Source organism: Micromonospora xinjiangensis (assembly GCF_056150165.1).
Genome location: NZ_JAXCFO010000008.1, coordinates 60,429 through 82,616 on the forward strand (window position 1 = coordinate 60,429; position 22,188 = coordinate 82,616).

A 22,188-nucleotide genomic window follows, 5' to 3' on the forward strand; every position below is an offset into this window, starting at 1 on the left:
ACGACGCCGGGTCTAGAACGCGATGACGCTGCGGCCCCCGCCGCCGCCGGAGGCCATCGCCTCCAGGACCTTCGGGGCCTCGTCGAGCGAGATGCGGTTGACCTGGGGGAGGATGCCGTGCGCGGCGGAGAAGGCGAGTGTGTCGCGCAGGTCGTGCGGCGAGCCCGACGGATTGGCCAGCACGTGCAGCCGGTTGAGGACCATCGGCTGGGTGGGCAGCGCCAGCGGCTCGCTGTCGTACCCGCAGAGCACGAGCGTGCCGTCCGGGGCGAGGCCACCGAACGCCGCGACGGCGGCCGCGGTGCTGGGCGCCGCGTTGAGGATCAAATTCGCGCCCCCGTCCCACGCCTTGAGCGCGACCGCCGGGTCCTGATCGCTGGTGGCGACGAACCGTTCCGCGCCGAGCGACAACGCCTGCTCCTCCGAGCGCCGCGAATGCCCGAGGACGGCGACGCGTGCTCCCATCGCCACGGCGTACCGGATGGCCAGCGCGCCGATCCCGCCCGTGCCGATGACCGCCACCCGGGACTCGGGACGGATCCCGCCCTGCCGGAGCCCGTTGAACGCCGTGATGCCCGCACACATCAGCGGGGCCGCCGCGACCGGGTCCAACCCGTCTGGCAGCGGGGTGACGAAGCCCGCCTTGAACACGCCGTACTCCGCGTAGCCGCCGTCGACGACGATGCCCGTGATCCGCTTGCTCGGGCAGAGGATCTGGTCGCCGCGGACGCAGTAGTCGCAGTGCCCGCACGAGTCGTAGAGGAACTGGGCCCCGACGGCCGTGCCCACGGTGGGGAAGGTGACCCCGTCACCGACGGCCGCCACGACGCCGGTGACCTCGTGGCCGGGTACGACGGGAAAACGGGCGAACGGGAAGTGCCCACGAATGAGATTGAGGTCGGTGAAACACACCCCGCAGGCGGTGATCTGGACCAGAACCTCCCCGGGCCCGGGTGTGGGCACCTCCCGCTCGACGACGGACAGCGGCGCGTTCACTGCGCTCGCGACAGCGGCATGCATCGATACTCCATTCCCCACCGGCCCCGGTCGAGCACGTGGGGTGCCACGCGTATCGACCGGCGGCCGGGCTGGCGTTGCGCGGACGGCCCTGGATCGGGTCCCGCCGTCCTGGTCACGGCGTGCGGCGGCATGGGCGCCGGCCAGAGCCAGAATTGCCGCTCAGGGCCGGTCCGGGCTATCCCGGAATTGCGCAATGATCACTGGAAATTGCCCTACCGGTCGGTCCGCTCGCAGGGCCAGGGCGGAAACCGGACGGCCCGGCCGTTACCGGGCGGGCCACCGGGCCGCGCCTCAGCGTTCGTGGCCCGCTCGGAGCCAGGAGATGTAGTCGGCGGCGGCCCGCTCGGTGTCGTAGACGGGTTGGTAGCCGGTGTCCTCCCGGATGCGGGTGATGTCGAGGTAACCGTGGGCGGTCGTTCCGCCCGCCGGCAGCTCGATCCGCGCGTCGGGGACGACGGTCTTGATCGCGGCGATGACCTCGGCGTTGGTCGTGGCGCGACCGGCGCCGACGTTGTAGGTGCGGTGGGCGAGCTTGTCGGCGGTCTGCAGGAGCGCGATGGCCCGACCGGTGTCCTTCACGTAGCAGAGGTCGAGGCCGTCCTCGGCGTACGCGGGAGCCCGGAGCCCGGACAGGTCCGGAGTGCGCCCGCGGGCGGCCGCGTGGACCAGTTCGGGAGCCGGGAAGAACGGGTCGGGGTGGCCCAGCGGTCCCCAGGTCCCGGAGATCCGGTAGTTGACGATGTCGATACCGGTCTGGTCGGCCAGGTGATCGTTGAGCAGCTCGCCGATCTTCTTGAAGGCCGGGATCAGGTGGGGTGAACTCATGGGTAGGGGCAGGTCCTCGGTGAGGGCCCCTTCGGCGGTGACGCCCGAGTAGACGCCGATCGTGCTCGCGACGCCCACGCGGTTCACGCTCCAGTCCTGGGCGACCTGGACGATGTTGAGCAGCCCGCCGAGCGCGCGGCGGGCCGCGTTGACCGAGGGCTCCGAGTTGGGTGGCCAGGGCATCGAACCCGCGAGGTGCACGATCCCGGTGATCCGGTGCCGTGCGCCGATGTCGCGCAGGCTGGTGAGGTCGGTCACGTCGGCCTGTTCCAGGTGGACCGGTGCGGTGAAGCGGCCGGCCGGCACCTCCGCCTGCCGACGCTGCACGAGCACGCACTCCTCGCCCGCGTCCAGGAGTGCCTGCACGACGTGCGATCCGATGAAGCCGAGGCCTCCGGTTACCAAGATCATGGCGCCTCCATTCGTCCGCTCCGCTGATTGTCAGTGAGGCTGACGATCAGCCTAGCGGTAAGATCGGTGCCATGTCGAGCGAGAGCGGGCCAGGCCCGGAGCTGAGCAGGCGGCTGGGCTACCTGTTCAAGCACGCCGCCATACGGCTGCAGGAACTCCACGCCCGGGCGTTGGCGCCCTTCGGTATCGACGGGCGCGAACTCGGGGTGCTCATCGTCATCGACAGCCACGAACCAGCCTCGCAGCAGCAGGCGGCGCGGCGGTTGGGCGTGGATCGCACCACGATGGTCGCCGTGCTCGACGTGCTCGAGGGCAAAGGTCTGGTGTTCCGCCGCCCGCACGAGGAGGACCGGCGTCGTAACGTGATCGACCTGACCGACCACGGTCGGGAGACCCTGCGGCGTGCGGTCCGGGCCAGTGACGAGGCCGAGGGCGCACTGCTCGCGGCACTCGACCCCCAGGATCGGAAGCGCCTGCGCGACGCGTTGCAGCGCATCGTCACCGCGGGTGACCCGGCCGAGGGCTGAGTCCTTACTCTTCCTGAGTAAAGGAAGGCCTCCGCCTGTCCGCCCGGCGTCCCGGGCGGACAGGGCGGCGTCAGGACGGCACCAGGGTCGCGTCGAGGATGCGGGCCAGCCATTCGGTACGGGTGCGGCGCGCGGCGGACGAGATCTCCGCCCGCGGGTACAGGGCGTCGAAGCCGTGGCAGCCGCCAGCCCAGACGTGCAGGTCGGCGTGTCCGCCGGCAGCCCAGATGCGGGTGGCGTAGTCGACGTCCTCGTCCCGGAACACCTCGGCCGACCCGGCGTCGATGTAGGTGGGCGGCAGGCCGGAGAGGTCGCCGGCCAGCGCGGGCGACACGTACGCCGGCACCTCGCCGTCGATGCCCGCGAGCACGCAGCGCCAGCCGAACTCGTTCATCTCGCGGGTCCACACGCCCGGTCCGCCCGCGTACTGCCGGCTGGACGTGGTGCCGTTGCGGTGGTCCAGCATGGGGCCGATCAGCACCTGGGCGGCGATCCCCGGGACGCCCCGATCGCGCGCCATCAGGGTCACCCCGGCGGCGAGACCGCCACCGGCGCTCGCGCCCGCCACGATGACGCGGTCCGGGTCGATGCCCAGCTCGTCCGCGTGTTCGGTGATCCAGGTGAGGCCCTGGTAGCAGTCGTCGACCAGGGTCGAGCCGCTGACCTCGGGCGCCAGCCGGTAGTCGATCGAGATCACGACGGCGCCGAACCGGTCGAGCCACTCCAGCGGGATGTCGATCTGGGAGTAGCGGTTACCCATCACCATCCCGCCGCCGTGGATCCAGTAGACGCACGGCGGCGCGGCGGTGGGGGCCGCATTCGGGCGCAGGATCGACAGCGGGATCGGCGTGCCGTCCGATGCGGGGATGGTGAGCTCGCGCCGGTCGACGGTACGGCCGTCGAGCATCACCTCGGCGGGTTGCGCCGCGAAGGGCCGGATCTGTGCCAGCGTCCCGGCGGTGAGCGGAGGCCCGGCCGGCAGCTCGGCGAGCAGGGTGCGCAGTTCGGGGTCGAGGTCGGGTCGCGTCAACACGGTGCGGGGTCCTTTCCGGAGTGGACACGAGGGGGAGTGCGCCCTCAGAAGGCGGCCTTGCCGCCGACGGGCACCTCGTCGGTGTACTGCGACTCGCCGACCAGCAGCGGCTGCAGTCGGGCGACCAGCCGCCGCGCCTCCTCGGTGGCGAAGAACGCGGCGTGGGCGTCCCGGCTGGTCCAGCCCTCCGTCACGTGGACCACGTCCGGGTCGCCGGCGGAGCGGCCGACCAGGAAGACGACGCAGTCCTCGTGCCGCAACGACGGCGCGTCGAGCAGGAGTGCGACCAGTTCGTCGCCCTTGCCCGGGCGGGCGGTGACGGTGGCGTGGAAACCGTGATTGACGATCATCAGATTTTCCCATCGTGGTCGCAGGAGCGTTTCCTTGACGCACTCAATCCTGCGGCCCTACCAGGGAAGGTGTTAGAGAGATCCTCCCCAGCTCTTGCCCGATCCTACCGATCATGCGAGGACGGTGGCGTGAGCGCGCCGCGGCGGCCAGGCGCGGCACCGCGTCTCGCCGGCCAGCCTGGTCCGCCGTCGGGCACGGTGGCCGTGACCGCCGGCACTCAGTCGAGCAGTCCCGCGTGGTGGGCGAGGATCGCGGCCTGGACCCGGTTGGCGAGGTCCAGCTTCGCCAGGATCCGGCTGACATGGGTCTTCGCCGTGGCCTCGCTCATGTAGAGCGTGGCCGCGATCTCGCTGTTGGACAGGCCCCGTCCGATGGTGACCAGGACCTCTCGCTCCTTGTCGGTGAGCACCGCGAGCCGCTGTTCGGCCTCGCCCCGCCGATCGGGTGTCGGCTCGGCGAACTTCCGGAGCAACCTGCGGGTGACCCGTGGCGAGATCATCGCGTCACCGCGCGCCGCGCTGCGGACCGCGGTGAGCATGTCGTGGGCCGACGCGTCCTTCAGCAGGAAACCGACGGCGCCGTTGCGGAGCGCGGCGTGCACGTATTCGTCGAGGTCGAACGTGGTGAGCACGACGACGTACGGCGGTCGGACGAGCCGCGCCATCCGCTCGGTCGCGGTGAGCCCGTCGGTCCGCGGCATGCGGATGTCCATGAGGACCACGTCCGGGCGGAGTGTCCGCGCCAGCTCGACGGCCTCGGCGCCGTCGGAGGCTTCGCCCACCACCGTGATGTCGGGGGCGGCCTCCAGGATGGTACGCAGCATCGCGCGCACCATCCATTCGTCGTCGACGATCAGCGTCCTAGTCGGTGAGGTCATCGTGCTTCTCGGGTGAGATCGGCATCTGCGCAACCAGCTCGAACGCCCCGTCGGTGGTGAAACCCGAGGTCAGCTTCCCGCCGATCAGCCGGACGCGCTCGCCGAGGCCGAGCAGCCCGTGGCCGCCGACCGGCAGGGCCGCACCGGTGGTCGGCCGTCCGCGGCTGTTGGTGATCGTAACGCGGAGCGACTGCCTGGTCAGGTGGATGCGGATCCGGGTCCGCGCGCCCGGGGCGTGTTTGTGCACGTTGGTGAGGGCCTCCTGCACGACGCGGTACACCGTGTGTTCGACGAGGAGCGGCGGACGCGTCCCGGACGTGTCCTCGATCTCCAGGGTGACCGGTAGGCCGAGTTCCCGGGACTCCTCGGCCAGCGCCGCCACGTCGGCGAGGCCGGCCTGCGGAGCGAGTGGCGTGTCGTCGTCGCCGCGGAGGACCTCCACCAGGGAGCGCAGTTCGGCGAGGGCCTCCCGCCCGATCGCGCCGATCTGCCTCCCCATGCTCACGGCGTCCACACCACCGGAGGCCTCCAGGGCGGTGGCGTGCAGCACCATCAGCGACACCCGGTGGGTGACGACGTCGTGCATGTCACGAGCGATCTGCGCCCGTTCGTCGCTGCGCGCCTGAGCCACCCGCTCGTGTTGTTCGCGCTCGAGCCGCTCGGCCCGTTCCCGGATCCGTTCGACCAGCTTGCGCCGGGTGCCGACGTACAGGCCGAGAAGCGCCGGCGCAACGCACACCGCGACGGTGACCGGGATCGCCCCGTCGGCACCGGCGTACCACCAGATCGGTACGCCGACCAGGGCCACCGAGACCAGAATGCTGGCCGCGACCTTCGGCCACGTCGCCGTACGGCCGGCCAGGGTGTAGAGCGCGAGCATGACGGTCACCTGGGCCGGCACCAGGGCGTTCGCCGCCAGCGCGCCGGCCAGCAGGACCACCGGTGCCCGGCGCCGCCGCCAGGCCAGCACGCCGACCGCGAGACCGAGGGGCACGCCGAGCCAGCCCGGGGGGAGGCCGGGGTCGAATCCGGCGAGTGTGGGCCCGAAGAAGTCCGCCCCGAACTGACCGGTCGCCGTGCACAGCGCCACGGCGCACGCCGCCACCGCGTCGATCACCGGACGGCGGCGGAACCGACGCACCACCTGGTGCAGACGACGCGACCTCATCGTGTGCCCAGCGTAGGGCCGCGGGACGGACGCGGCGTCGGCATAAAGTTGTACGCCGCGCGCGCGGATGATCACCGACCTGATGACCGGCTCTCCCGGATCCGCCGATGTCCCGGCGGCCGCCGGTGACGACGCTCGGCGTATGGGTAGAAAACTTCTCGACCCGCGAGGACTTCAGCTCGTCTTCGGTGTCTTCGCCCTCGCCGCGGGATGCGCCATCGCGTTGCGCACCGACCCGCCGCACCCGCTCTTCACCGCCGCGGGGACCTACGGGTACGCGCTCGCGGCCGCGCTGTCGGTCGGCAGCTGGTTCGCGCTGGGACACCCTGCGGCCGCCGCCCTCGCCCGGAAGGTCCTGATCGTCTTCCACCTGATCTTCGTGCCGGCGCAGTTCCTGTTCCTGCTCGCCCACGAACTCCCGTGGGGAGGTATGGCGCTCTCGTCCGCGATCGTGGTGGCGTTGAAGCCGCGCTTTCCCCGGTTGGGGCGTACGCCTCGCAAGGTGTGGCTGACGCTGCACGTCGGCATCGGGGTCGGCTGGCTGGGCGTCGCCACGGGCATGCTGGTCCTGGCGATCATCGGCGCGTCGGCCGACAGCCACGAGGCGCAGCACGGGGCGTACCTGCTGCTGCACCGGTTCGACGTGCTCCTGGCCATTCCGAGCGCCTTCCTGACGATCGTCACCGGTGTCGTGGTCTCCCTCGGCACGCCGTGGGGTCTGCTCAAGCACAGGTGGGTGCTGGCCAAGCTGATCATCGCGCTCGCGTTGCCGTTCCTCGCGTCCTTCGAGGGGCCCTGGATCGAGGAGCTGGAGGCCCGCAGCGCGGACGGCGTGATCGAGACCGGCACCACCGGGTTGCTGCTGACCGGCGCCATGGGGTTGTTCACCGCCCTGCTGTGGACCGCGGTGATCCTCTCCGTCTTCAAGCCCGGCGGCCGTACCCGCTGGGGGCGCCCCACGGGCGGGCCCCGCCGGCCCGGTGAGCCCGAGCCGTACCGACGCCATCCGGCCATACCGTCCGGCGCCCACGGCCCCCGCACCACCCTCGACGTCTGAGCCCCCCGAAGGAGAACCCATGACCAGTGCGCACGCGATCGAGGTCGAGGCGCTGACGAAGAGATTCGGCAGGCTCAAGGCCGTCGACGGGCTGAGCTTCACCGCCGAGTACGGCAGCGTGGTCGGCTTCATCGGACCCAACGGCGCCGGCAAGACCACCACCATGCGCTCGCTCGTCGGGCACATCCGGCCGGACAGTGGCCGCGCGCACGTCGCCGGTCGGCCCTACCGGGAGTTGGCGGACCCGTTGGGCACCGTCGGCGCCGTCCTGGAGGCCGGAGCCGTGCACCCGGGCCGCAGCGGCCGTAACCACCTGCGGATCCTGGCCCGCCAGGGCGGCATCTCCCGGCGGCGCGTCGAGGAGGTCATCGACGATGTCGGTCTCGGTCACGCGGCCGACCGCCGGGTGCGCGGCTACTCGCTCGGCATGCGCCAGCGGCTCGCGCTGGCCGCGGCGCTGCTCGGCGATCCCGCCATCCTGATGCTCGACGAGCCCGCCAACGGCCTGGACCCCGAGGGCATCCGCTGGCTGCGGGGGTTCCTGCGCGGCCTCGCCACCGAGGGACGGTCCGTGCTGGTGTCCAGCCACGGGCTGGCCGAGCTTGCGCTCACGGTCGACAAGGCTGTCGTCGTCGGGCACGGGCAGCTCATCGCCCAGCAGCCGTTGGCCGAGCTGAGAAAGCTCGCCGGCGGCTCGACGGTGCGGATCGGCGTCCCCGAGCCCGACCGCCTCGCCGCCCTCCTGGACGCACACGGCCACCGGGTCCTCGGACGAGCCGGGGACACGGTCACCGTCGCCGGGGACGACGCCCGCGCCGTCGGCCGGATCGCCTTCGACCACGGCATCGGGGTGGACCGCCTCCTCGTCGAGGAGCCCTCGCTGGAAGAGGCCTACTTCCGCCTCACCGCCGGAAAGGAATCGATTCGATGAGCGCACTGACCCGCGCCGAGCTGATGAAGCTCCGTACCCTCCGGTCGACCTGGACGGTGCTCCTGGTCCTTCCGGTCGTGGCCGTCGTCAGCCTGTTGGATGCCGCGCTGGACCCGGTGGAGCACAACACGACTGTCGTCGACTTCATGGACGTCGCCCTCGCCGTGGTGAGCGTGGTGGTGGCCGCCTTCGCCGCGGCTCTCGTCAGCGGCGAGTTCGCCCGCCGGACGGTGGGCCTCGACTACCTGGCGGTGCCGCGGCGCGTCCCCGTGCTCGCCGCGAAGGTGTCGGCGTTCGCCGGCGTCGGCGCCGTCCTCGGGCTGCTCTCCGCCGTGCTGGCGACGGCGGTGGTCACGCCGATCGCGATGGGGCGGCACGTCGCGCTGGACGGGGCGGGCGACGTCGTCCTGCGCGTCCTGGCCGTGACGGCCGCGATCGCCGTCCTCAGCGCGCTCGGCGCGGCCATCGGTGTGCTGCTGCCTCATCCGGCCGTCGCCGTCGGCGTGGTCATCGGGTGGCAGCTCGTCGAGATGCTGCTCGGGACGGCGCTCGGCATCGGCGACTACCTGCCGATCGGCCTCGTGACGACGATCGCGCACCTGGGCGGCACGGTGGCGCCGCCGGTGGCGTTCGGCCTCCTGTGCCTGTACGCCGCGGGTGTGGCCGGCGCCGCCATGGTCGTCGGGTGCCGCCGCGACCTCACCTGAGCGTCGGGCGTCGGCGCACGGGGTCGTCTCAGGAGTCGGTGTCCGCGCGGCGCGTCGTGCTGAACCGGCGCTGGTAGGCGGCGGGGCTGATCGACAGCTTCCTGGCGAAGACCCGTCGCATGCTCTCGTAACTGGGAAACCCGGCGAGCGTCGCGGCCTGCGTCGCGGTGTGCCCCTGGTCGAGCAGTGCCCTGGCCAGGTCGAACCGGATGCTCTCCACGTAGCGGGCCGGTGTCGTGGACAGCTCGTCGTGGAAGAGCCGCGTGAGGTGCCGGGTGCTCACGTTGAGGTGTTTCGCGAGATCACCGAGCGAGTGCCTGCCACGGGGATTCGCGGTCACCAGGTCGGTGATCCTGCGCAGCGCCGGCGAGCGGGGCGGCGGTCCCTGCAGCGGCGCCGAGAACTGGGACTGGCCCCCCGCACGCTGCATGTACACGACCAGGGCGCGGGCGACGTCGCGCGCCAGGGCGGGCCCGTGGTCCTCCTCGACGAGAGCGAGCGCCAGGTCGATGCCGGCGGTCACCCCGGCCGAGGTGTACGTGGTGCCGTCGCGGACGTAGATCGCGTCGGGCTCGACGCGGCACGTCGGGCATCGGGTCGCGAGCTCGTGCGTGACCTGCCAGTGTGTGGTCGCGCGCTTGCCGTCGAGGAGGCCGGCGGCGGCGAGGACGAACGCGCCGGTACAGACCGACGCGACCCGGCCGGCCGCGGCCGCCGGTATCCGTGCGGCGTCCGCGAGGTCGCCGGGGACAGGTGCGCGGGGATAGCGGTCGGAGCCGGCCACCAGCAACGTGTCGAAGGCCGGCTCGGGGGAGACGGGCTCGGCGACCGTGATCCGGATCCCGAGGTTCGACGTGACGTCCGCACCGGTCGGGGAGAGCAACACGAGCCGGTAGCCGGCACCGAACCGGTTCGCCTCCTTGAACACCTCGGCCGGACCGGCGACGTCCAGCAACGTCACACCGTCGTAGACGAGGATCCCCACGCGGTGGGGGGCGGCGCTCACCACCTGGTCCCTCCGGAGCCGGCTCGGCGCGGTGACGGGTGGGACCCGGGCGGCACCGATCGCCGTCCGGTCGGTGACGCAGGAGGCATGGACACGATCATTGCTAACACACGGTCACGGGGGACGAGCGGGGATCCTGTCCGGTGGGAGACCCGCGGTGGCGGAGCGGGGCAGCATCGGAGCAGCACGGAGGGGATGGCAGCGGTCTCGCGGAGTCGTCCCAACGGGTGATGTGCGGCCGGACCAGGGCTGATTACGCTATGTGTCGGTGGCCATCCGATCCAGTTCAGCCGATAACGGGAGCGGTGCGCGCGATATCCACACAGGTGTGCGCGCCCCGACGTTCCACGACACCACTCGGGTTCTGCCGTCACCAACGATGACGAAAGGCCGCGCGCGCCGTGCCGTCAGCTGGCGACCCCGCCCGACCATCGCAAGAGGAGTTCGCGATGAGAAAGATGGCCCTCCGGATCACTACCGTTGCCGCGCTTCTGCTGGGCTCGCTCACGGTCGCCCAGCCCGCGTCGGCCTCCACCCTCATCTCGGTCACCTGTACCGGCACGAATGTCATCAACTACAGTCCGGGGCTCACCAACACGCCTCAGACGGTGACGATCAGCGGACAGGACACCGCCGTGGCGTGCGTCGACCTCGCTCGACCACTCACCCCACTGTCGTTCGTCGCACCGTTCTCGGGGACCTTCACCACCTCCTGCACCGCCCTGCTCGCCGGTGGAACCGGAACCCAGACGTTCCAGTGGAACACCGGCGAGACCAGCAACTGGAACTGGACGCTCCGGTTCTCCAACACCGTCAACGGTCAACTGCTCGCCATCGCCGACGGGCCCATCACCGCAGGCCTGTACGCCGGTGCGCAGGTGAGACAGGTCATCACCGAGACCACCGGAGACCAGACGGCCTGTTTCACGCCGGAGGGCATGACTCAGAACGGCGGGCCGTCCAACTGGGTGATCACGAATCTGCTGTAGGCCGGAAGCATTCCCCGAGCCCGAGCGTGACGCGGCAGCGGGCCTTCACCGAGTGAAGGCCCGCATCGGGGTTGTGCCGCTGCGGCACCTCGGCACCGCCGCCTCGTCGCGGTCGCTCGCGGCGCCCTGCCTAGGCCATCGGCTCCAGGCGGCGGAAGTGCTCGAACCGTTCGCCTGCCCGGAACGACGACCGGTTGGCGTCGGGGCGTGATCAGGGAAATCTGCTGACACCGGTCGTGGGGGTGGGTCAGAGGGCGAAGAGCAGTGCCGCGTCGAGCAGGATGACCACGGCGGTCGCGAGGTGGATGCCGAAGGCGACTGCCTTCGTGCCACCGTGCCGCAGCACGACGACGGTGTCGCCCAGCGGGTTGAGCGCGACGATCAGCATGTACCAGGCGACGGCGTCGGCGGTGGTGAAGGCGATCAGGGCGAGCCCGAGCAGTCCGTAGCTGAGGTCACGCAGGCCCTTGATCGTGAGGTACGCCGGGTCCCCGTCCGGCGCGGCCGGCACACCGTAGCCGGCGGCTGAGGCCCGAGGCGCCAGGAGGAACCGGGCGCCGATGAGGACACAGAAAAGGCTGAGGACGACGGCGAGCCCGTAGGCGATGGGGGTGAGCATGGTCGACTCCGATGCTAGCGCTGCTAGATGTGAGAGCGACGCTAGCAGAGCGCTGGCAGATTGGCTAGCGGTGCTAGAGTTCGGTCATGTCGATTCAGGCGCGGCGGGAGCGGGAGCGGGCGGAACGGGAGCGGGCGATCATCGCCGCGGCCCGGGAGCTGGCCGAGTCGGAGGGCTGGGAAGCGGTGACCACCCGCCGGCTCGCCGCCGAGATCGAGTACAGCCAGCCCGTCCTCTACAGCCACTTCAAGGGCAAGGACGCCATCATGGCGGCGGTCGCCGTGGAGGGCTGCGGGGAGATGGCCGACGACCTCGCCGCCGCCCGGGCCGCCGCGACCGACCCGCGGCAGGCGGTCGCCGGCATCGCCGCGGCGTACGCCGCCTTCGCCGAGCGGCGGCCGGCGCTCTACGACGCGATGTTCAACCTGGCCGTCGACCTGCCCTTCGGCAGCCGGGACGTCCCGGTCGACCTGGCCCGGGCCTTCGCCGAGCTGGCCGAGACCCTGCGTCCGTTCGCCGGTGACGACGACCTGGAGACGTTCACCGAAACCTTCTGGAGTGGCCTGCACGGCCTGGTCACGCTGATGCGCAGCGGCCGGCTGCGGCGGGAGGAGCACGAGCGGCGGTTGGCCATCCTGGTCGACCGGTTCAGCCGGCTGGGGTGAGCGACCGGCGGAGTGCGGACGCCCGCCCGGAACGGGTGGCCGCGGGACCGGCACGAGGTGCTGCCGCTCCCTCGCGTGTCCGGATACGAGTGCTTCCCGGCCGGACGAAGGCGGCACCCCGGGCTGGTCGTTGGGCAGCATGGGGCCGGACAACCGGTCCACGGCCCACACACTCCCCGAAAGCCAGAGGTCATGACAGAGGTCATCGCGGGACTGGAGATTCCCCAGACGGCGGCGGTCGCCGAGGCGACCCGGCTCGTCCGGGACATGACCAGCCCGCTCATCTACCACCACTCCCGGCGGGTCTTCCTCTTCGGCCTGATCCACGCCCACAAGCTCGGTGCGACGCCCGACCCGGAGCTGCTCTACGTGGCGGCCCTGTTCCACGACGCCGGCCTCCTGAAACCCTTCTCCGACGTCGAGCAACGCTTCGAAGTCGACGGCGCCGACCACGCGCGCACGTTCCTGCTGGACCGGGGTTTCCCGGCGGCCGCCGCCGAGACCGTCTGGACGGCCGTCGCGCTGCACACCACACCGGGCATCCCCGACCGGATGGGCCCGGAGATCGCGATCACCCAGCTCGGCGTGCTGACCGACGTGCTGGGCTTGGGCCTGGACGGCCTGGAGCAGGACCAGCTGGCCGAGATCCTGGCCGTCCACCCGCGTGGTGACTTCAAGAACGGGTTTCTGCGGGAGCAGTTCGAGGGGTTCAAGAATCGCCCCGAGACCACGAACGGCACCGTGAACGCCGACATCCTCGAGCACTTCATGCCCGGCTTCCGGCGTACGACGACAGTCGAGGGCATCCTCAACGCGCCCTGGCCCAGCTGACCGGAGTCCACCCGTTCCTCGAAAGGTCATACCCATGCGAGCGATCACCGTGCGGGACCGGCACGCGGGTGTCGGGGGCCTCACCCTGACCGACGTGCCCTACCCCCACGCCGCCGAGAACGACGTCATCGTGCGCGTCCACGCCGCGGGCTTCACGCCCGGCGAACTCGACTGGCCGGCCACCTGGACCGATCGCGCCGGCCGCGACCGGACCCCCAGCGTCCCGGGACACGAGCTGTCCGGCACCGTCGTCGCGCTCGGCTACGGGACCACCGGCCTCACCGTGGGGCAGCGGGTGTTCGGCCTGACCGACTGGGCCCGTGACGGGTCCCTGGCCGAGTACACCGCGGTGGAGGCCCGCAACCTCGCCCCCCTCGCGGCCGACATCGACCACACCGTGGCCGCCGCCCTGCCGATCTCCGGACTGACCGCGTGGCAGGGACTGTTCGACCACGCCCACCTCACGACGGGCCAGACCGTCCTCGTGCACGGCGCCGCGGGTGGCGTCGGCTCCCTCGCCGTCCAACTCGCGCGCGAGGTGGGCGCCCACGTGATCGGCACCGGCCGGGCCGACGACCGGGACACCGCGCTCGGCCTCGGCGCGCACGACTTCCTCGACCTGGCCGCCGACGACCTGCACGACGTCGGCCCGGTGGACGTGGTGTTCGACGTCATCGGCGGCGACGTCCTCACCCGGTCGACCGAACTGGTACGCCCGGGCGGCACCGTCGTCACCATCGCCGCGCCGCCCGCCGTGCGGCCGAAGGACGGGCGGGCCGTCTTCTTCGTCGTCGAACCCGACCGTGCCCGGCTGGCCGACCTCGCCGAGCGCGTCCGGGCCGGACGGCTCAGGCCCGTCGTCGGCGCGGTGCGACCGCTCTCCGAGGCGGTCGCCGCCTTCGCCCGCGACCGCCGCACGCCCGGTAAGACCATCATCCTGGTCGCGGACGAGCAGGAAGCGCGGCACCCGTGACCGGTGCGGGACGTGCCGGGCGGCGTTTGCGGATAACCGCCGGGTCTGGCGACAACCTCGACGCGAGGAGACTCGAATGGCCCGGGTGATCGTGGGGGCCACCCCCTTCCACGGGCACGTCGGCCCGGTCCTCACGGTCGCGGCGGACCTGGTCGGGCGGGGGCACGAGGTGGTCGTCTACACCGGATCCCGGTTCGCGGAGCGCGTACTGGCGATCGGGGCACGGTTCCGGGCGCTGCCGCCGGAGGCCGACCTCGACGACCGGAAGCTGGACACGCTCTTCCCGGAACGGGCCGCGCTGCCGCCCGGCCCGGCCCGGCTGTCGTTCGACTTCACCCACTTCTTCCTCGGCCACCTGCCCGCGCAGCTGCGGGGTCTACGGGCGCTCCTGGCGGAGTTCCCCGCGGATGTGGTCCTCGGCGAGCTCGGGTTCTGGTCGATACCGGCGCTCAGCCTCTCCGCCGCGCCGAAGGAACGCCCGACGCTCGTGACGCTCGGCTCCGTCCCGTTGCTGATCCAGAGCGAGGACACTCCCGCGTTCGGTGCCGGGCTCCTGCCGATGCCGGGCGGGGAGGCGCGCGCCCGCAATCGCGCGATGAACGCCGAGGTGCGCCGGCTCTTCGCCGACCTGCAGCGATTCGGCGAGGCGACGCTCGAGTCGCTGGGCCTGACGATGCCCGGCTACCTCTTCGACGCGCCGTTCCACCGCACCGACCACTACCTGCAGCTCACGGTGCCCAGCTTCGAGTACCCCCGCAGCGACCTGCCGGCGCACGTCCGGTTCGTCGGTACGCTGCCGCCGGCCTCCACCGGCGACTACGCGGAGCCGGCCTGGTGGCCCGAGCTGTCGGAAGACCGGCCGGTGGTGGTCGTCACCCAGGGCACCGTCGCCAACGCCGACCTGACCGACCTGGTCGTGCCCACGGTGCGCGCCCTCGCCAACCTCGACGTCCTGGTGGTGGCCGCCACCGTACGCGAGGACGGGCCCGACGTGGTGCGCCGTGCCCTGGCCGAGGTGCCGGACAACGTGCGGCTGGCCGGCTTCGTGCCGTTCGACCGGCTGCTGCCGCACGCCGACGTGCTCGTCACCAACGGCGGGTACGGCGGGGTGCAGACCGCCCTCTACCACGGGGTCCCGCTGGTGGTCGCCGGTGCCAGCGAGGACAAGCCGGAGGTGGCCGCCCGGGTCGAGTGGAGCGGCACCGGCGTCAACCTGCGCACCGCGACGCCCGAGGTCTCGGACCTGCGCGCCGCGGTGCGGACGGTGCTGGACGACCCGGGCTTCCGCTTCCGGGCCGCGACCATGGCGAAGGAGATCGGGCAGTACGACCCGTTCGACGCGATAGCCGAGATCGTCGAGGGAGCCGTCCGCCGCTGAACGGGCGGGGAGCGCGGTGTGACGGTGGCTGCCGAGAGCCACCGTCAGACCGAGGCCGAGCCGGCGCGGCTGTGCGCGGGCTGTGGCCCTGTGCGGCACGGACGCGGTCGCGCTGGACGACGGTTGACGGGCGGACGGGCCGCGTCGTCAGCGGTCCCCGCGGTCCAGGGTGGCGACCTCGCGTACGGACTCGGCGATGGCCCGGAAGTCCTTCTTGAGGAGTGCGCCGTGGTTGCTGGGGACCTTCGCGCCGACCCGGATGTGGGGGTTGCGGGCGGTCACCCCGTCGAGACTGGTGCGGATCCGTTCCTGCTCGTCGCCGCGGCTCCCGAGGGACGTGCCCGAGGCGACCACGTACCGCACGGGGACGGTGATGGCGTCCAGCACCGGCCCCAGCTCGCGTTCCCGGGAGAGCCGGCCGAGCTCGATGTTGCTGTTCGCCTGCTGCTCGGCGGTCATGCGGGGGGCCAGGCCGGTCGGGCGCAGCAGCGGCAGGAACAGGTTCAGCCGCCGGAACAGCTTCCGGATCCGCTGCTCCATGGCCTCGTCGAGCCAGTCGTACGGGAAGGCGCCGTCGACCAGGACCGCGCCCAGGGCCCGCTCCGGATTCCGGTTGGCCCAGTGCGCCGCGACGACCGCTCCGTAGGACCAACCCACCACCAGCGCCCGGTCGACCCCGCGGGCGGCGAGAACGGCGTCGACGTCCCGGACGGCCGCCTCGAAGGAGTAGTCGGCGGAACGCTTCGACCTGCCCCGGGCCCGCTCGTCGTAGGTGATGTGCCGGTAACCGGTGCCGAGCTCCGCGATGACCCGTCGCCAGTAGCCCTGGGTGGCGAACTGGCCGTTGAGGTAGACGACGGGGACACCGGGGCCGCCGCTGTCGGTGACGGCCAGGGCCGTGTCCTCCACGGGCACCATGCCGGTCCACTTCGCGCTTCCCGAGGACGTGCTGTTCGCGGTCATGTCTTCCACCTGTTCGCGTTGAGGGATCTGACGACTTCTCCGGGCCCGGCAGCGGATCGCAGGCCCTGGGGCGCCGACGGCTGTGGTCGGCGGTGACCGGCCGGGCCTCGATCGCGGTGGCCCGGCCGGGTGTCGCTGGTTCCGCTGGCTCAGAGGCTGCGGGCGGTGATGTTGCCGTGGGAGGTGGTGGCGTGGATGTCGAGTTGGGTGGCGCCGTCGTTCTTGAGCGCGTTGCTGACGCGGCCGTGGCCGGTGCCGGCGTCCAGGCTGGCCGAGACGCCGCCGGCGGCGGCGACGGAGATGTCGCCGGAGTGGGTGCGCAGCACGACCGTGCCGCGAGTGGCCTCGGCGATCCGGATGTCGCCCCGCGCGGTGCTGATCTCCGCGGGGCCGTTGAGCCGGCCGACCTCGACGTCGCCGTCGATCGCCGTGAGGCGGACGCTCGCCGCCTCGTCGATCTTGATTCGACGGTACGCGCCGTCGAAGGTCACGTCGCCGAGGCGTCCCACGCCCCGGAGTTCGGCACTGGCGGTCCTGGCCTCGATCCGGGAACCAGCGGGCAGCTGGACGGTGACCTCCAGGGATCCGGAGGGGCCGAGGAGCTGACTGGTGGGCGCCGAGGTCGTGATCCGCAGGACGCCGTCGGCGTACGCCACGCTGGTGTGGGCGGCGGCCCTGCTGTCGCGGCTCCTCGCGGGATCGGCGGGCCGGACCTCGACGGTGGTGTCGGCGCGGTCCGCGGCGATGACCTGGACGCGGCCTGCGGGGATGTCCAGGACGGCGGTGATCGGGGCGGGGGTGTCGAACTTCTCCATCGTGCTCTCCCGTGCTCGCTCGCTTTTTCTGATGCCGGAAACGCTACGTTGCTTTCCAAAAAGCAGCAACTAACTCGTTGCATTAGAGCGGCAAAGATGCAGGTCAGAGGATCGAAATCATTGCAACAGGCCTGAGGGCAACGCAACGCGACGGTGCCGTGCGTTGCAATAGCACGGGAGTGAACGCTATGGTCGGGAGTCGGGACCGTCATGGAGACGATTGAGGGAGATCGCGGTGCCGGGAGGCAGACTCACCCAGCAGGAACGCCAGCAGATCGCGCTGGGGCTGGCCGACAGCCTCCCCTACGCCGAGATCGCCCGACGCCTCGACCGTCCGACCTCGACGGTCACCCGTGAGGTGATGCGCAACGGTGGCCCCACCGCGTACCGCGCCGACCTGGCCCACCGCGCCACCGAACGGCGTGCCCACCGGCGCAGGCCCACCGCGTCCCGGGCCGCGGTCGCCGTCACCCAGCCGTACGGACGCGACGCCGAGGCGCTGGCCGAGTACGAGGAGACCTTCACGACGGTCCTCATGGCCTCGGGCCTGTCCAAGATGCCGGCCCGGGTGCTGACCTGCCTGTTCACCACCGACGCGGGCAGCCTCACCGCGTCCCAGCTCGCCCAGCGTCTCGGGGTCAGCCCGGCGTCCATCTCCAAGGCGATCGCCTTCCTGGAGAGCCAGAGCCTCGTGCGCCGAGTACGCGACGAACGCCGCCGTGACCGCTACGTCGTCGACGACGAACTCTTCTACCAGGCGACCATTGCCAGCGCGCGGGCCAACGACCAACTCGTCGAGACCGCACGCCGGGGCGTCGCCATCCTGGGCGCCGACACCCCCGCCGCCACCCGCCTGGAGAACATCGCCCGCTTCCTCGACTTCATCAGCGAGAGCATCACGCGCGCCGCCGAGCAGGCCCGCGACGTCCTCCACACCCGACCCGCACCACCCGCCGGCGACGCCGCCGACCACGGGTAGCCGTCCGCTCGTCGGCGGTGCCACCGGTCGTCGAGAGGTGGCCCGCCACGGGTGCGGTGGGGGCCAGGCGGTGCCTGACCCCCACCGGTCGGTCCGGTTCCGTCAGCCCAGGTACTTCTCCCACGGGCCGGTGATGGCCAGGGTGAGGCCCGGGTCCTGCATGTTGACGAAGAGCACCCTGCCGTCGGCCGTGAAGGTCGGCCCGCAGAACTCCGAGTCGTTGAGCTGGTTGCGGGCGATCGCGTACGTCGGGCCGCCCGGGATGGCGCTGAGCACGTGGGAGGCGCCCGAGCCGTCCTCGGCGAGCACCAGGCTTCCCCACGGCGTGACGGTCACGTTGTCCGGCCCGTCGAAGGTGAGGTCGTTGTACTTGACCGGCGCACCCTCCTCGGACTGGGTCTGGTGCGGGAAGTACGTCACCAGCTGGATGGTCTGGGCGCGGTAGTCATAGAACCAGACCATGCCGTCGTGCGGGGCCGCGTCGGCCGGGAGGTCACCCTCGTCCCACGCGTACGAGTTGACCACGTACACGCCCTCGTCGGTGCCCCACACGCCCTCGAACTTGCGGCCACGGGTGACCTGGCCGTCGGCGAACTGCTCGCGCACCGGCGTGGTCCGCGCGTCGCGGTCGGGCACCTCGATCCACTTCACCGGGAACGGGCGGCCCAGTTGAGCCGACGTCAGGTAGGCGACGTCCGGCAGCACCGAACCGTCGTCCATGATGATCTGCATCGCGGCGAGGACGCCCGCGTTCGGGGCGAGGCCGGTGAGCACGCCGGGCCCGAGCTTGACGCCACGCGGCGCGGTCCAGCGGTAGAAGAGGCCGTTCGGGCCGTCAGCGTCCTCGGAGAGGTAGATCCTGGTCCGGTCCTTGTCGACCGCCAGGGCCTCGTGGGAGTAGCGACCCAGGCACTTGATCGGCCGCGGGTCCGCGCCGCCGTCGGCCCGGACCTCGAAGACGTAGCCGTGGTCCTTCCGGAAGACACCGGACCGGCCGCCCTCCTCCCACGTGTCGCCGGCCCGGTCCTCGGTCTCCTCGCAGGTGAGCCAGGTGCCCCAGGGGGTCGGACCGCCGGCGCAGTTGGCGACCGTGCCGGAGAGGGCCACGAACTCGCCGAGGTTCCGGCCCGCACGGTCGGTCTTGATGACGGTGCAGCCACCGGCGTCGACGGCGCCCGGGTCGTAGACCGTGCCCTTGACGTGCGGCACGCCGAACTCCGCACCCGGGTCGATCTCGTGGTTCTGGATCAGGGTGTAGCGGCCGTGGCCGCTGTCGTAGACGGCCATGCCGTCGTGGTCGGCGGGGGTGAGGCCCTGGCCGTGGTCGAGGCGGGTGACACCGGTCCGGGTCACGATGGTGTAGCTGAAGCCCTCCGGCAGGGCCAGGATGCCGTCGGGGTCGTCCACGAGCGGCGGGAAGGGCACGTGGCCGGCGCCGGCCGGCGGGCGCGGCCGACCCGGGTGGGCCTGGGCCAGGGACGGGAAGCTGCCGGCGACGGCGAGGCCCACACCGGCGGCGGCACCGCCGGCGAGGAAGGTGCGGCGAGAGGAAGGCACGGGGATCAGCTCCTGGTCAAGACAAGTGCGACGACCTCGCAGCCAACTCCTGCGGACGGACACCGACGCGTCGCTCACGGGATCGCCCGGTGACATCGGAGTTAAGAATCAGGGCTGATCGCGCGTCACCCGGGCGGCGCACCACCTCGGGAGACCGGCGCCGCCCGACCGGTCGTGGCAGCTCGGGCGCGGCTCGGCCGGCCGGTCCGCGCCGGCTCAGGCGGTGACCGCGTCGACGATCTTCTCCACGCCCCATCGGTAGGCGGTCCCGAGGTCGCCGCCGAGCCGGAACGCCTCGGCGAGCTCCATCATCAGGAACCCGTTGGCCCACGCGGTCACGGTGCGCGCCGCCTCCAGCGCGTGCTCGTCGCCGGCGAGGCGTCGGGTGGCCTCCAGCACCGGGGCGCTCGCCCGGGCGAGGACGCCCGGGTCCGGCCGCGCGCCGGCCGGCAGGGGGCCGAAGATGAGCCGGTAGGCGTGCGGGCGCGTGTGGGCGAAGGCGCGCAGCTCGTGTGCCACCTCGACCAGGATGGCCCGGGGGTCGTCGCCGGCCCGTGCCGCGGCGCCCCGGACCCGGGTGCCCAGGTCGTCGGCGGTGGCTTCGACGATGCGGCGGATCAGCTCGTCCCGGTCGCGGACGCGCTTGTACAGCGACGGTGCCCGCACGCCGACCCGGGCGGCCACAGCCTGCATCGTGAGTGCCTCCGGTCCCTGGTCCTCGATGATCGCGCGGCCGGCCTCGACGATCGCCTCGGTCGTCGTGCGTTCTGGCGTGGGCACGAGCCCTCCCTCCGTTGGCTATTGCCATTAGCCATGATGGCTAACTATCGTAGCCTTCATGGAACTCGCTCCGGGACTGCACCGCATCGGCAACGACCTCGTCGCCGTCCACCTGATCATCGGCGACGACGGCGTCACCCTCATCGACGCCGGCCTGTCGGGCCACTACAAGGAGCTGCGTGCGGAGCTGCGCGCCGCCGGCCGCGACCTGGACGACGTCCGCGCCGTGGTCCTCACGCACGGCGACACCGACCACCTGGGGTTCGCCGAGCGCCTGCGCGCGGAGAACGGGATCCCGATCCACGTCCACGAGGCGGACGCCGCCCGGGCGCGCGGCGAGGAGCGGACCAGCCCCGCGTGGGGCGGGATGCGGTTGGCGGCGACCGCGCGCTTCCTCACCTACGCCGCGCGCAAGGGTGGCCTGCGGACCCGGCATCCGGAACAGGTGACGACCTTCCGCGACGGCGACGTGCTGCCGCTGCCGGGCTCACCGCGCATCATCGCGCTGCCCGGGCACTCCCCGGGCAGCGTCGCCGTGCACGTGCCCGCCGTGCGTGCCCTGTTCGTCGGCGACGCCCTGACCACCCGTCACGTGCTCACCGGGGCGACCGGCCCGCAGCCCGCGCCGTTCACCGACGATCCCGCGGCCGCGGCGGAGGCGCTGGCCCGACTGGAACACGTCGAGGCCGACTGGGTCATCCCCGGTCACGGCGAGCCGTGGACCGGCGGTGTGCCGGCGCTGCTCGCCGCCTACCGCGCCGCGGCGGCGTAGCCGGGCCGGTTCGACCCGGCCCACGGTCACGCCGCGATCCCGCCGGCCCGACGCCGGTCCGGCGGGCGTCTCCAGTGGACGCCTCCGCCGGCGGGTGCCGGCAGGGCCGACCGGTCGCCCGGGCCGGGCCGGGACCTCGGCCCCTGCCTGACCGGGGCGCGCGGCCCGCACCAGGCCGCCGCGCTGGCCGTGGCCGCGCGCGCGAAGCGTCACAGGCGCGTGTGAAGATCGCCGCCGTGACCCGATGGATCTACAACGACCGCCCCGAGAGCGTCAGGTTCCTCACCGACCGGATCGCGGAGCCGGGCCGCGGTGAGATCGAGGACGAGATCTGGGGCTGGATCGTGCGCGGCGAGGACGACGCCGACGAGTTCCTGGACTGCTTCGATGTGGACGAGCAGCGCCACGGCGCGACGGACGAGGAGCTCAGGGCGGCGTACGACAGCGCCGTGGCCGCCCGTCGCGAGCAGCAGCGCGGGTGGGGCGAGGTGCGCGGCAACCTCACCCGCGCCTTCGCCGAACTCACCGAGCGGGGCGTGCTGGCCAGGGAGAACTTCAGCTGCTGCGGCACCTGCGCGGCCGCCGAGATCCACGACGAGCGCGACGACTCCCGGCACTGGCACGGATACCTGTGGTACCACCAGCAGGACACGGAGTCGCTGATCGCGAGCGGGGACGGCGAGGTCTACCTGGGCTACGGCGCCTATCCGCCGGTGGACTTCGACGAGGACGCCTACGCCGCCCTGCCCGAGGCCGACCAGCAGGCCCGTTACCAGGCCGACCTCGAACGGCTGCTGGACGACATCGTCTTCCCGGTCCTGCGCGGGCACGGCATGCGGGTGGAGTGGAACCGCAAGCAGTCCAAGCGGATCCGGGTCACCGGCGCCCAGTGGTACGCGCCGTTGAGCTGACGACGTTTCCCGGCGGGCCGCCACCGGGCCGCCCCACGGCACG

24 protein-coding genes are annotated in these 22,188 nt (G+C 72.1%); 12 read left to right on the plus strand and 12 right to left on the minus strand.

What is annotated here, in order from left to right; genetic code table 11:
* Positions 1-12: 12 nt before the first annotated feature.
* Positions 13-1,020: an alcohol dehydrogenase catalytic domain-containing protein gene (locus SM573_RS25455; RefSeq protein ID WP_474610896.1), complete on the minus strand. Its 1,008-nt coding sequence runs from the start codon at positions 1,018-1,020 to the stop codon at positions 13-15.
* Between the two features lie 291 nt (positions 1,021-1,311).
* On the minus strand, positions 1,312-2,256 hold the full coding sequence (locus tag SM573_RS25460) for an NAD-dependent epimerase/dehydratase family protein (protein ID WP_474617241.1): 945 nt from the start codon (positions 2,254-2,256) through the stop codon (positions 1,312-1,314).
* Between the two features lie 71 nt (positions 2,257-2,327).
* Here SM573_RS25460 and SM573_RS25465 point away from each other — a divergent pair, with 71 nt between their 5' ends.
* Complete coding sequence (locus tag SM573_RS25465; protein ID WP_474610894.1) at positions 2,328-2,783, plus strand: MarR family winged helix-turn-helix transcriptional regulator; 456 nt, start codon at positions 2,328-2,330, stop codon at positions 2,781-2,783.
* Between the two features lie 70 nt (positions 2,784-2,853).
* On the opposite strand, the gene SM573_RS25470 is transcribed toward SM573_RS25465, so the two are convergent.
* From SM573_RS25470 to SM573_RS25485, 4 genes are all read right to left on the minus strand, one after another.
* Complete coding sequence (locus SM573_RS25470; RefSeq protein WP_474617242.1) at positions 2,854-3,816, minus strand: alpha/beta hydrolase; 963 nt, start codon at positions 3,814-3,816, stop codon at positions 2,854-2,856.
* Positions 3,817-3,860: 44 nt separating this feature from the next.
* Positions 3,861-4,166 (minus strand): putative quinol monooxygenase, encoded by a 306-nt coding sequence (locus tag SM573_RS25475; RefSeq protein ID WP_474617243.1) that lies wholly within the window; start codon positions 4,164-4,166, stop codon positions 3,861-3,863.
* Positions 4,167-4,384: 218 nt separating this feature from the next.
* Complete coding sequence (locus SM573_RS25480) at positions 4,385-5,044, minus strand: response regulator (protein ID WP_474610891.1); 660 nt, start codon at positions 5,042-5,044, stop codon at positions 4,385-4,387.
* The gene (locus SM573_RS25485) at positions 5,028-6,212 is read right to left on the minus strand and encodes a sensor histidine kinase (RefSeq protein ID WP_474610890.1); all 1,185 of its coding nucleotides are present in this window, start codon (positions 6,210-6,212) and stop codon (positions 5,028-5,030) included. Before SM573_RS25485 ends, SM573_RS25480 begins: the two co-directional genes overlap by 17 nt.
* A 142-nt stretch (positions 6,213-6,354) precedes the next feature.
* Here SM573_RS25485 and SM573_RS25490 point away from each other — a divergent pair, with 142 nt between their 5' ends.
* Genes SM573_RS25490 through SM573_RS25500 form a run of 3 tightly spaced genes read left to right on the plus strand, consistent with a single transcriptional unit; the run spans position 6,355 to position 8,907 of the window.
* Positions 6,355-7,269 (plus strand): hypothetical protein, encoded by a 915-nt coding sequence (locus tag SM573_RS25490; protein ID WP_474617244.1) that lies wholly within the window; start codon positions 6,355-6,357, stop codon positions 7,267-7,269.
* Between the two features lie 19 nt (positions 7,270-7,288).
* A complete protein-coding gene (locus tag SM573_RS25495; RefSeq protein ID WP_474610888.1) occupies positions 7,289-8,200 on the plus strand; it encodes an ATP-binding cassette domain-containing protein in 912 nt (303 codons plus the stop codon).
* Entirely contained in the window at positions 8,197-8,907 is a 711-nt protein-coding gene (locus SM573_RS25500) for a hypothetical protein (protein ID WP_474610887.1), read from the plus strand. The genes SM573_RS25495 and SM573_RS25500 overlap by 4 nt, the downstream gene beginning before the upstream one ends.
* A gap of 28 nt (positions 8,908-8,935) precedes the next feature.
* On the opposite strand, the gene SM573_RS25505 is transcribed toward SM573_RS25500, so the two are convergent.
* Positions 8,936-9,913, minus strand: a complete 978-nt coding sequence (locus SM573_RS25505) for a GlxA family transcriptional regulator (RefSeq protein ID WP_474617245.1) — start codon at positions 9,911-9,913, stop codon at positions 8,936-8,938.
* 449 nt (positions 9,914-10,362) lie between these two features.
* Here SM573_RS25505 and SM573_RS25510 point away from each other — a divergent pair, with 449 nt between their 5' ends.
* Positions 10,363-10,902, plus strand: a complete 540-nt coding sequence (locus SM573_RS25510; protein ID WP_474610885.1) for a hypothetical protein — start codon at positions 10,363-10,365, stop codon at positions 10,900-10,902.
* Positions 10,903-11,149: 247 nt separating this feature from the next.
* Here SM573_RS25510 and SM573_RS25515 read toward each other — a convergent pair whose 3' ends face one another.
* Complete coding sequence (locus tag SM573_RS25515; RefSeq protein ID WP_474610884.1) at positions 11,150-11,521, minus strand: DUF4267 domain-containing protein; 372 nt, start codon at positions 11,519-11,521, stop codon at positions 11,150-11,152.
* 86 nt (positions 11,522-11,607) lie between these two features.
* Between SM573_RS25515 and SM573_RS25520 the strand changes: the two genes are divergently transcribed.
* From SM573_RS25520 to SM573_RS25535, 4 genes are all read left to right on the plus strand, one after another.
* Positions 11,608-12,186, plus strand: a complete 579-nt coding sequence (locus SM573_RS25520; protein WP_474610883.1) for a TetR/AcrR family transcriptional regulator — start codon at positions 11,608-11,610, stop codon at positions 12,184-12,186.
* A gap of 192 nt (positions 12,187-12,378) precedes the next feature.
* Positions 12,379-13,017, plus strand: coding sequence for an HD domain-containing protein (locus tag SM573_RS25525; RefSeq protein ID WP_474610882.1), 639 nt, complete (start codon positions 12,379-12,381; stop codon positions 13,015-13,017).
* 34 nt (positions 13,018-13,051) lie between these two features.
* A complete protein-coding gene (locus tag SM573_RS25530) occupies positions 13,052-13,990 on the plus strand; it encodes an NADP-dependent oxidoreductase (protein ID WP_474610881.1) in 939 nt (312 codons plus the stop codon).
* 76 nt (positions 13,991-14,066) lie between these two features.
* Positions 14,067-15,368, plus strand: a complete 1,302-nt coding sequence (locus SM573_RS25535; protein WP_474610880.1) for a glycosyltransferase — start codon at positions 14,067-14,069, stop codon at positions 15,366-15,368.
* 147 nt (positions 15,369-15,515) lie between these two features.
* On the opposite strand, the gene SM573_RS25540 is transcribed toward SM573_RS25535, so the two are convergent.
* Positions 15,516-16,331, minus strand: a complete 816-nt coding sequence (locus tag SM573_RS25540) for an alpha/beta fold hydrolase (protein ID WP_474610879.1) — start codon at positions 16,329-16,331, stop codon at positions 15,516-15,518.
* Between the two features lie 149 nt (positions 16,332-16,480).
* Positions 16,481-17,146 (minus strand): DUF4097 family beta strand repeat-containing protein, encoded by a 666-nt coding sequence (locus SM573_RS25545; protein WP_474610878.1) that lies wholly within the window; start codon positions 17,144-17,146, stop codon positions 16,481-16,483.
* A gap of 235 nt (positions 17,147-17,381) precedes the next feature.
* Here SM573_RS25545 and SM573_RS25550 point away from each other — a divergent pair, with 235 nt between their 5' ends.
* Positions 17,382-18,125 (plus strand): helix-turn-helix domain-containing protein, encoded by a 744-nt coding sequence (locus tag SM573_RS25550; protein WP_474617246.1) that lies wholly within the window; start codon positions 17,382-17,384, stop codon positions 18,123-18,125.
* A gap of 102 nt (positions 18,126-18,227) precedes the next feature.
* Here the strand turns inward: SM573_RS25550 and SM573_RS25555 are convergent, their stop codons facing one another.
* On the minus strand, positions 18,228-19,682 hold the full coding sequence (locus tag SM573_RS25555) for an alkaline phosphatase PhoX (RefSeq protein WP_474617247.1): 1,455 nt from the start codon (positions 19,680-19,682) through the stop codon (positions 18,228-18,230).
* Between the two features lie 216 nt (positions 19,683-19,898).
* On the minus strand, positions 19,899-20,462 hold the full coding sequence (locus SM573_RS25560) for a TetR/AcrR family transcriptional regulator (protein WP_474610875.1): 564 nt from the start codon (positions 20,460-20,462) through the stop codon (positions 19,899-19,901).
* A 58-nt stretch (positions 20,463-20,520) separates the two neighbouring features.
* On the opposite strand from SM573_RS25560, the gene SM573_RS25565 reads away from it, so the two are divergent.
* Both SM573_RS25565 and SM573_RS25570 read left to right on the plus strand, forming a co-directional pair.
* Positions 20,521-21,234, plus strand: coding sequence for an MBL fold metallo-hydrolase (locus SM573_RS25565; protein ID WP_474610874.1), 714 nt, complete (start codon positions 20,521-20,523; stop codon positions 21,232-21,234).
* 236 nt (positions 21,235-21,470) lie between these two features.
* Positions 21,471-22,145 (plus strand): DUF6891 domain-containing protein, encoded by a 675-nt coding sequence (locus SM573_RS25570; protein WP_474610873.1) that lies wholly within the window; start codon positions 21,471-21,473, stop codon positions 22,143-22,145.
* Positions 22,146-22,188 lie beyond the last annotated feature (43 nt).

Bases quoted from the DNA above. Each gene is read 5' to 3' on its own strand.
- SM573_RS25465 (WP_474610894.1), top strand. From the start codon at position 2,328: ATGTCGAGCGAGAGCGGGCCAGGCCCGGAGCTGAGCAGGCGGCTGGGC.
- SM573_RS25510 (WP_474610885.1), top strand. From the start codon at position 10,363: ATGAGAAAGATGGCCCTCCGGATCACTACCGTTGCCGCGCTTCTGCTG.
- SM573_RS25535 (WP_474610880.1), top strand. From the start codon at position 14,067: ATGGCCCGGGTGATCGTGGGGGCCACCCCCTTCCACGGGCACGTCGGC.
- SM573_RS25525 (WP_474610882.1), top strand. From the start codon at position 12,379: ATGACAGAGGTCATCGCGGGACTGGAGATTCCCCAGACGGCGGCGGTC.
- SM573_RS25500 (WP_474610887.1), top strand. From the start codon at position 8,197: ATGAGCGCACTGACCCGCGCCGAGCTGATGAAGCTCCGTACCCTCCGG.
- SM573_RS25455 (WP_474610896.1), bottom strand. From the start codon at position 1,020: ATGCATGCCGCTGTCGCGAGCGCAGTGAACGCGCCGCTGTCCGTCGTC.
- SM573_RS25495 (WP_474610888.1), top strand. From the start codon at position 7,289: ATGACCAGTGCGCACGCGATCGAGGTCGAGGCGCTGACGAAGAGATTC.
- SM573_RS25515 (WP_474610884.1), bottom strand. From the start codon at position 11,521: ATGCTCACCCCCATCGCCTACGGGCTCGCCGTCGTCCTCAGCCTTTTC.
- SM573_RS25480 (WP_474610891.1), bottom strand. From the start codon at position 5,044: ATGACCTCACCGACTAGGACGCTGATCGTCGACGACGAATGGATGGTG.
- SM573_RS25485 (WP_474610890.1), bottom strand. From the start codon at position 6,212: ATGAGGTCGCGTCGTCTGCACCAGGTGGTGCGTCGGTTCCGCCGCCGT.
- SM573_RS25475 (WP_474617243.1), bottom strand. From the start codon at position 4,166: ATGATCGTCAATCACGGTTTCCACGCCACCGTCACCGCCCGCCCGGGC.
- SM573_RS25540 (WP_474610879.1), bottom strand. From the start codon at position 16,331: ATGACCGCGAACAGCACGTCCTCGGGAAGCGCGAAGTGGACCGGCATG.
- SM573_RS25520 (WP_474610883.1), top strand. From the start codon at position 11,608: ATGTCGATTCAGGCGCGGCGGGAGCGGGAGCGGGCGGAACGGGAGCGG.
- SM573_RS25545 (WP_474610878.1), bottom strand. From the start codon at position 17,146: ATGGAGAAGTTCGACACCCCCGCCCCGATCACCGCCGTCCTGGACATC.
- SM573_RS25565 (WP_474610874.1), top strand. From the start codon at position 20,521: ATGGAACTCGCTCCGGGACTGCACCGCATCGGCAACGACCTCGTCGCC.
- SM573_RS25530 (WP_474610881.1), top strand. From the start codon at position 13,052: ATGCGAGCGATCACCGTGCGGGACCGGCACGCGGGTGTCGGGGGCCTC.
- SM573_RS25460 (WP_474617241.1), bottom strand. From the start codon at position 2,256: ATGATCTTGGTAACCGGAGGCCTCGGCTTCATCGGATCGCACGTCGTG.
- SM573_RS25490 (WP_474617244.1), top strand. From the start codon at position 6,355: ATGGGTAGAAAACTTCTCGACCCGCGAGGACTTCAGCTCGTCTTCGGT.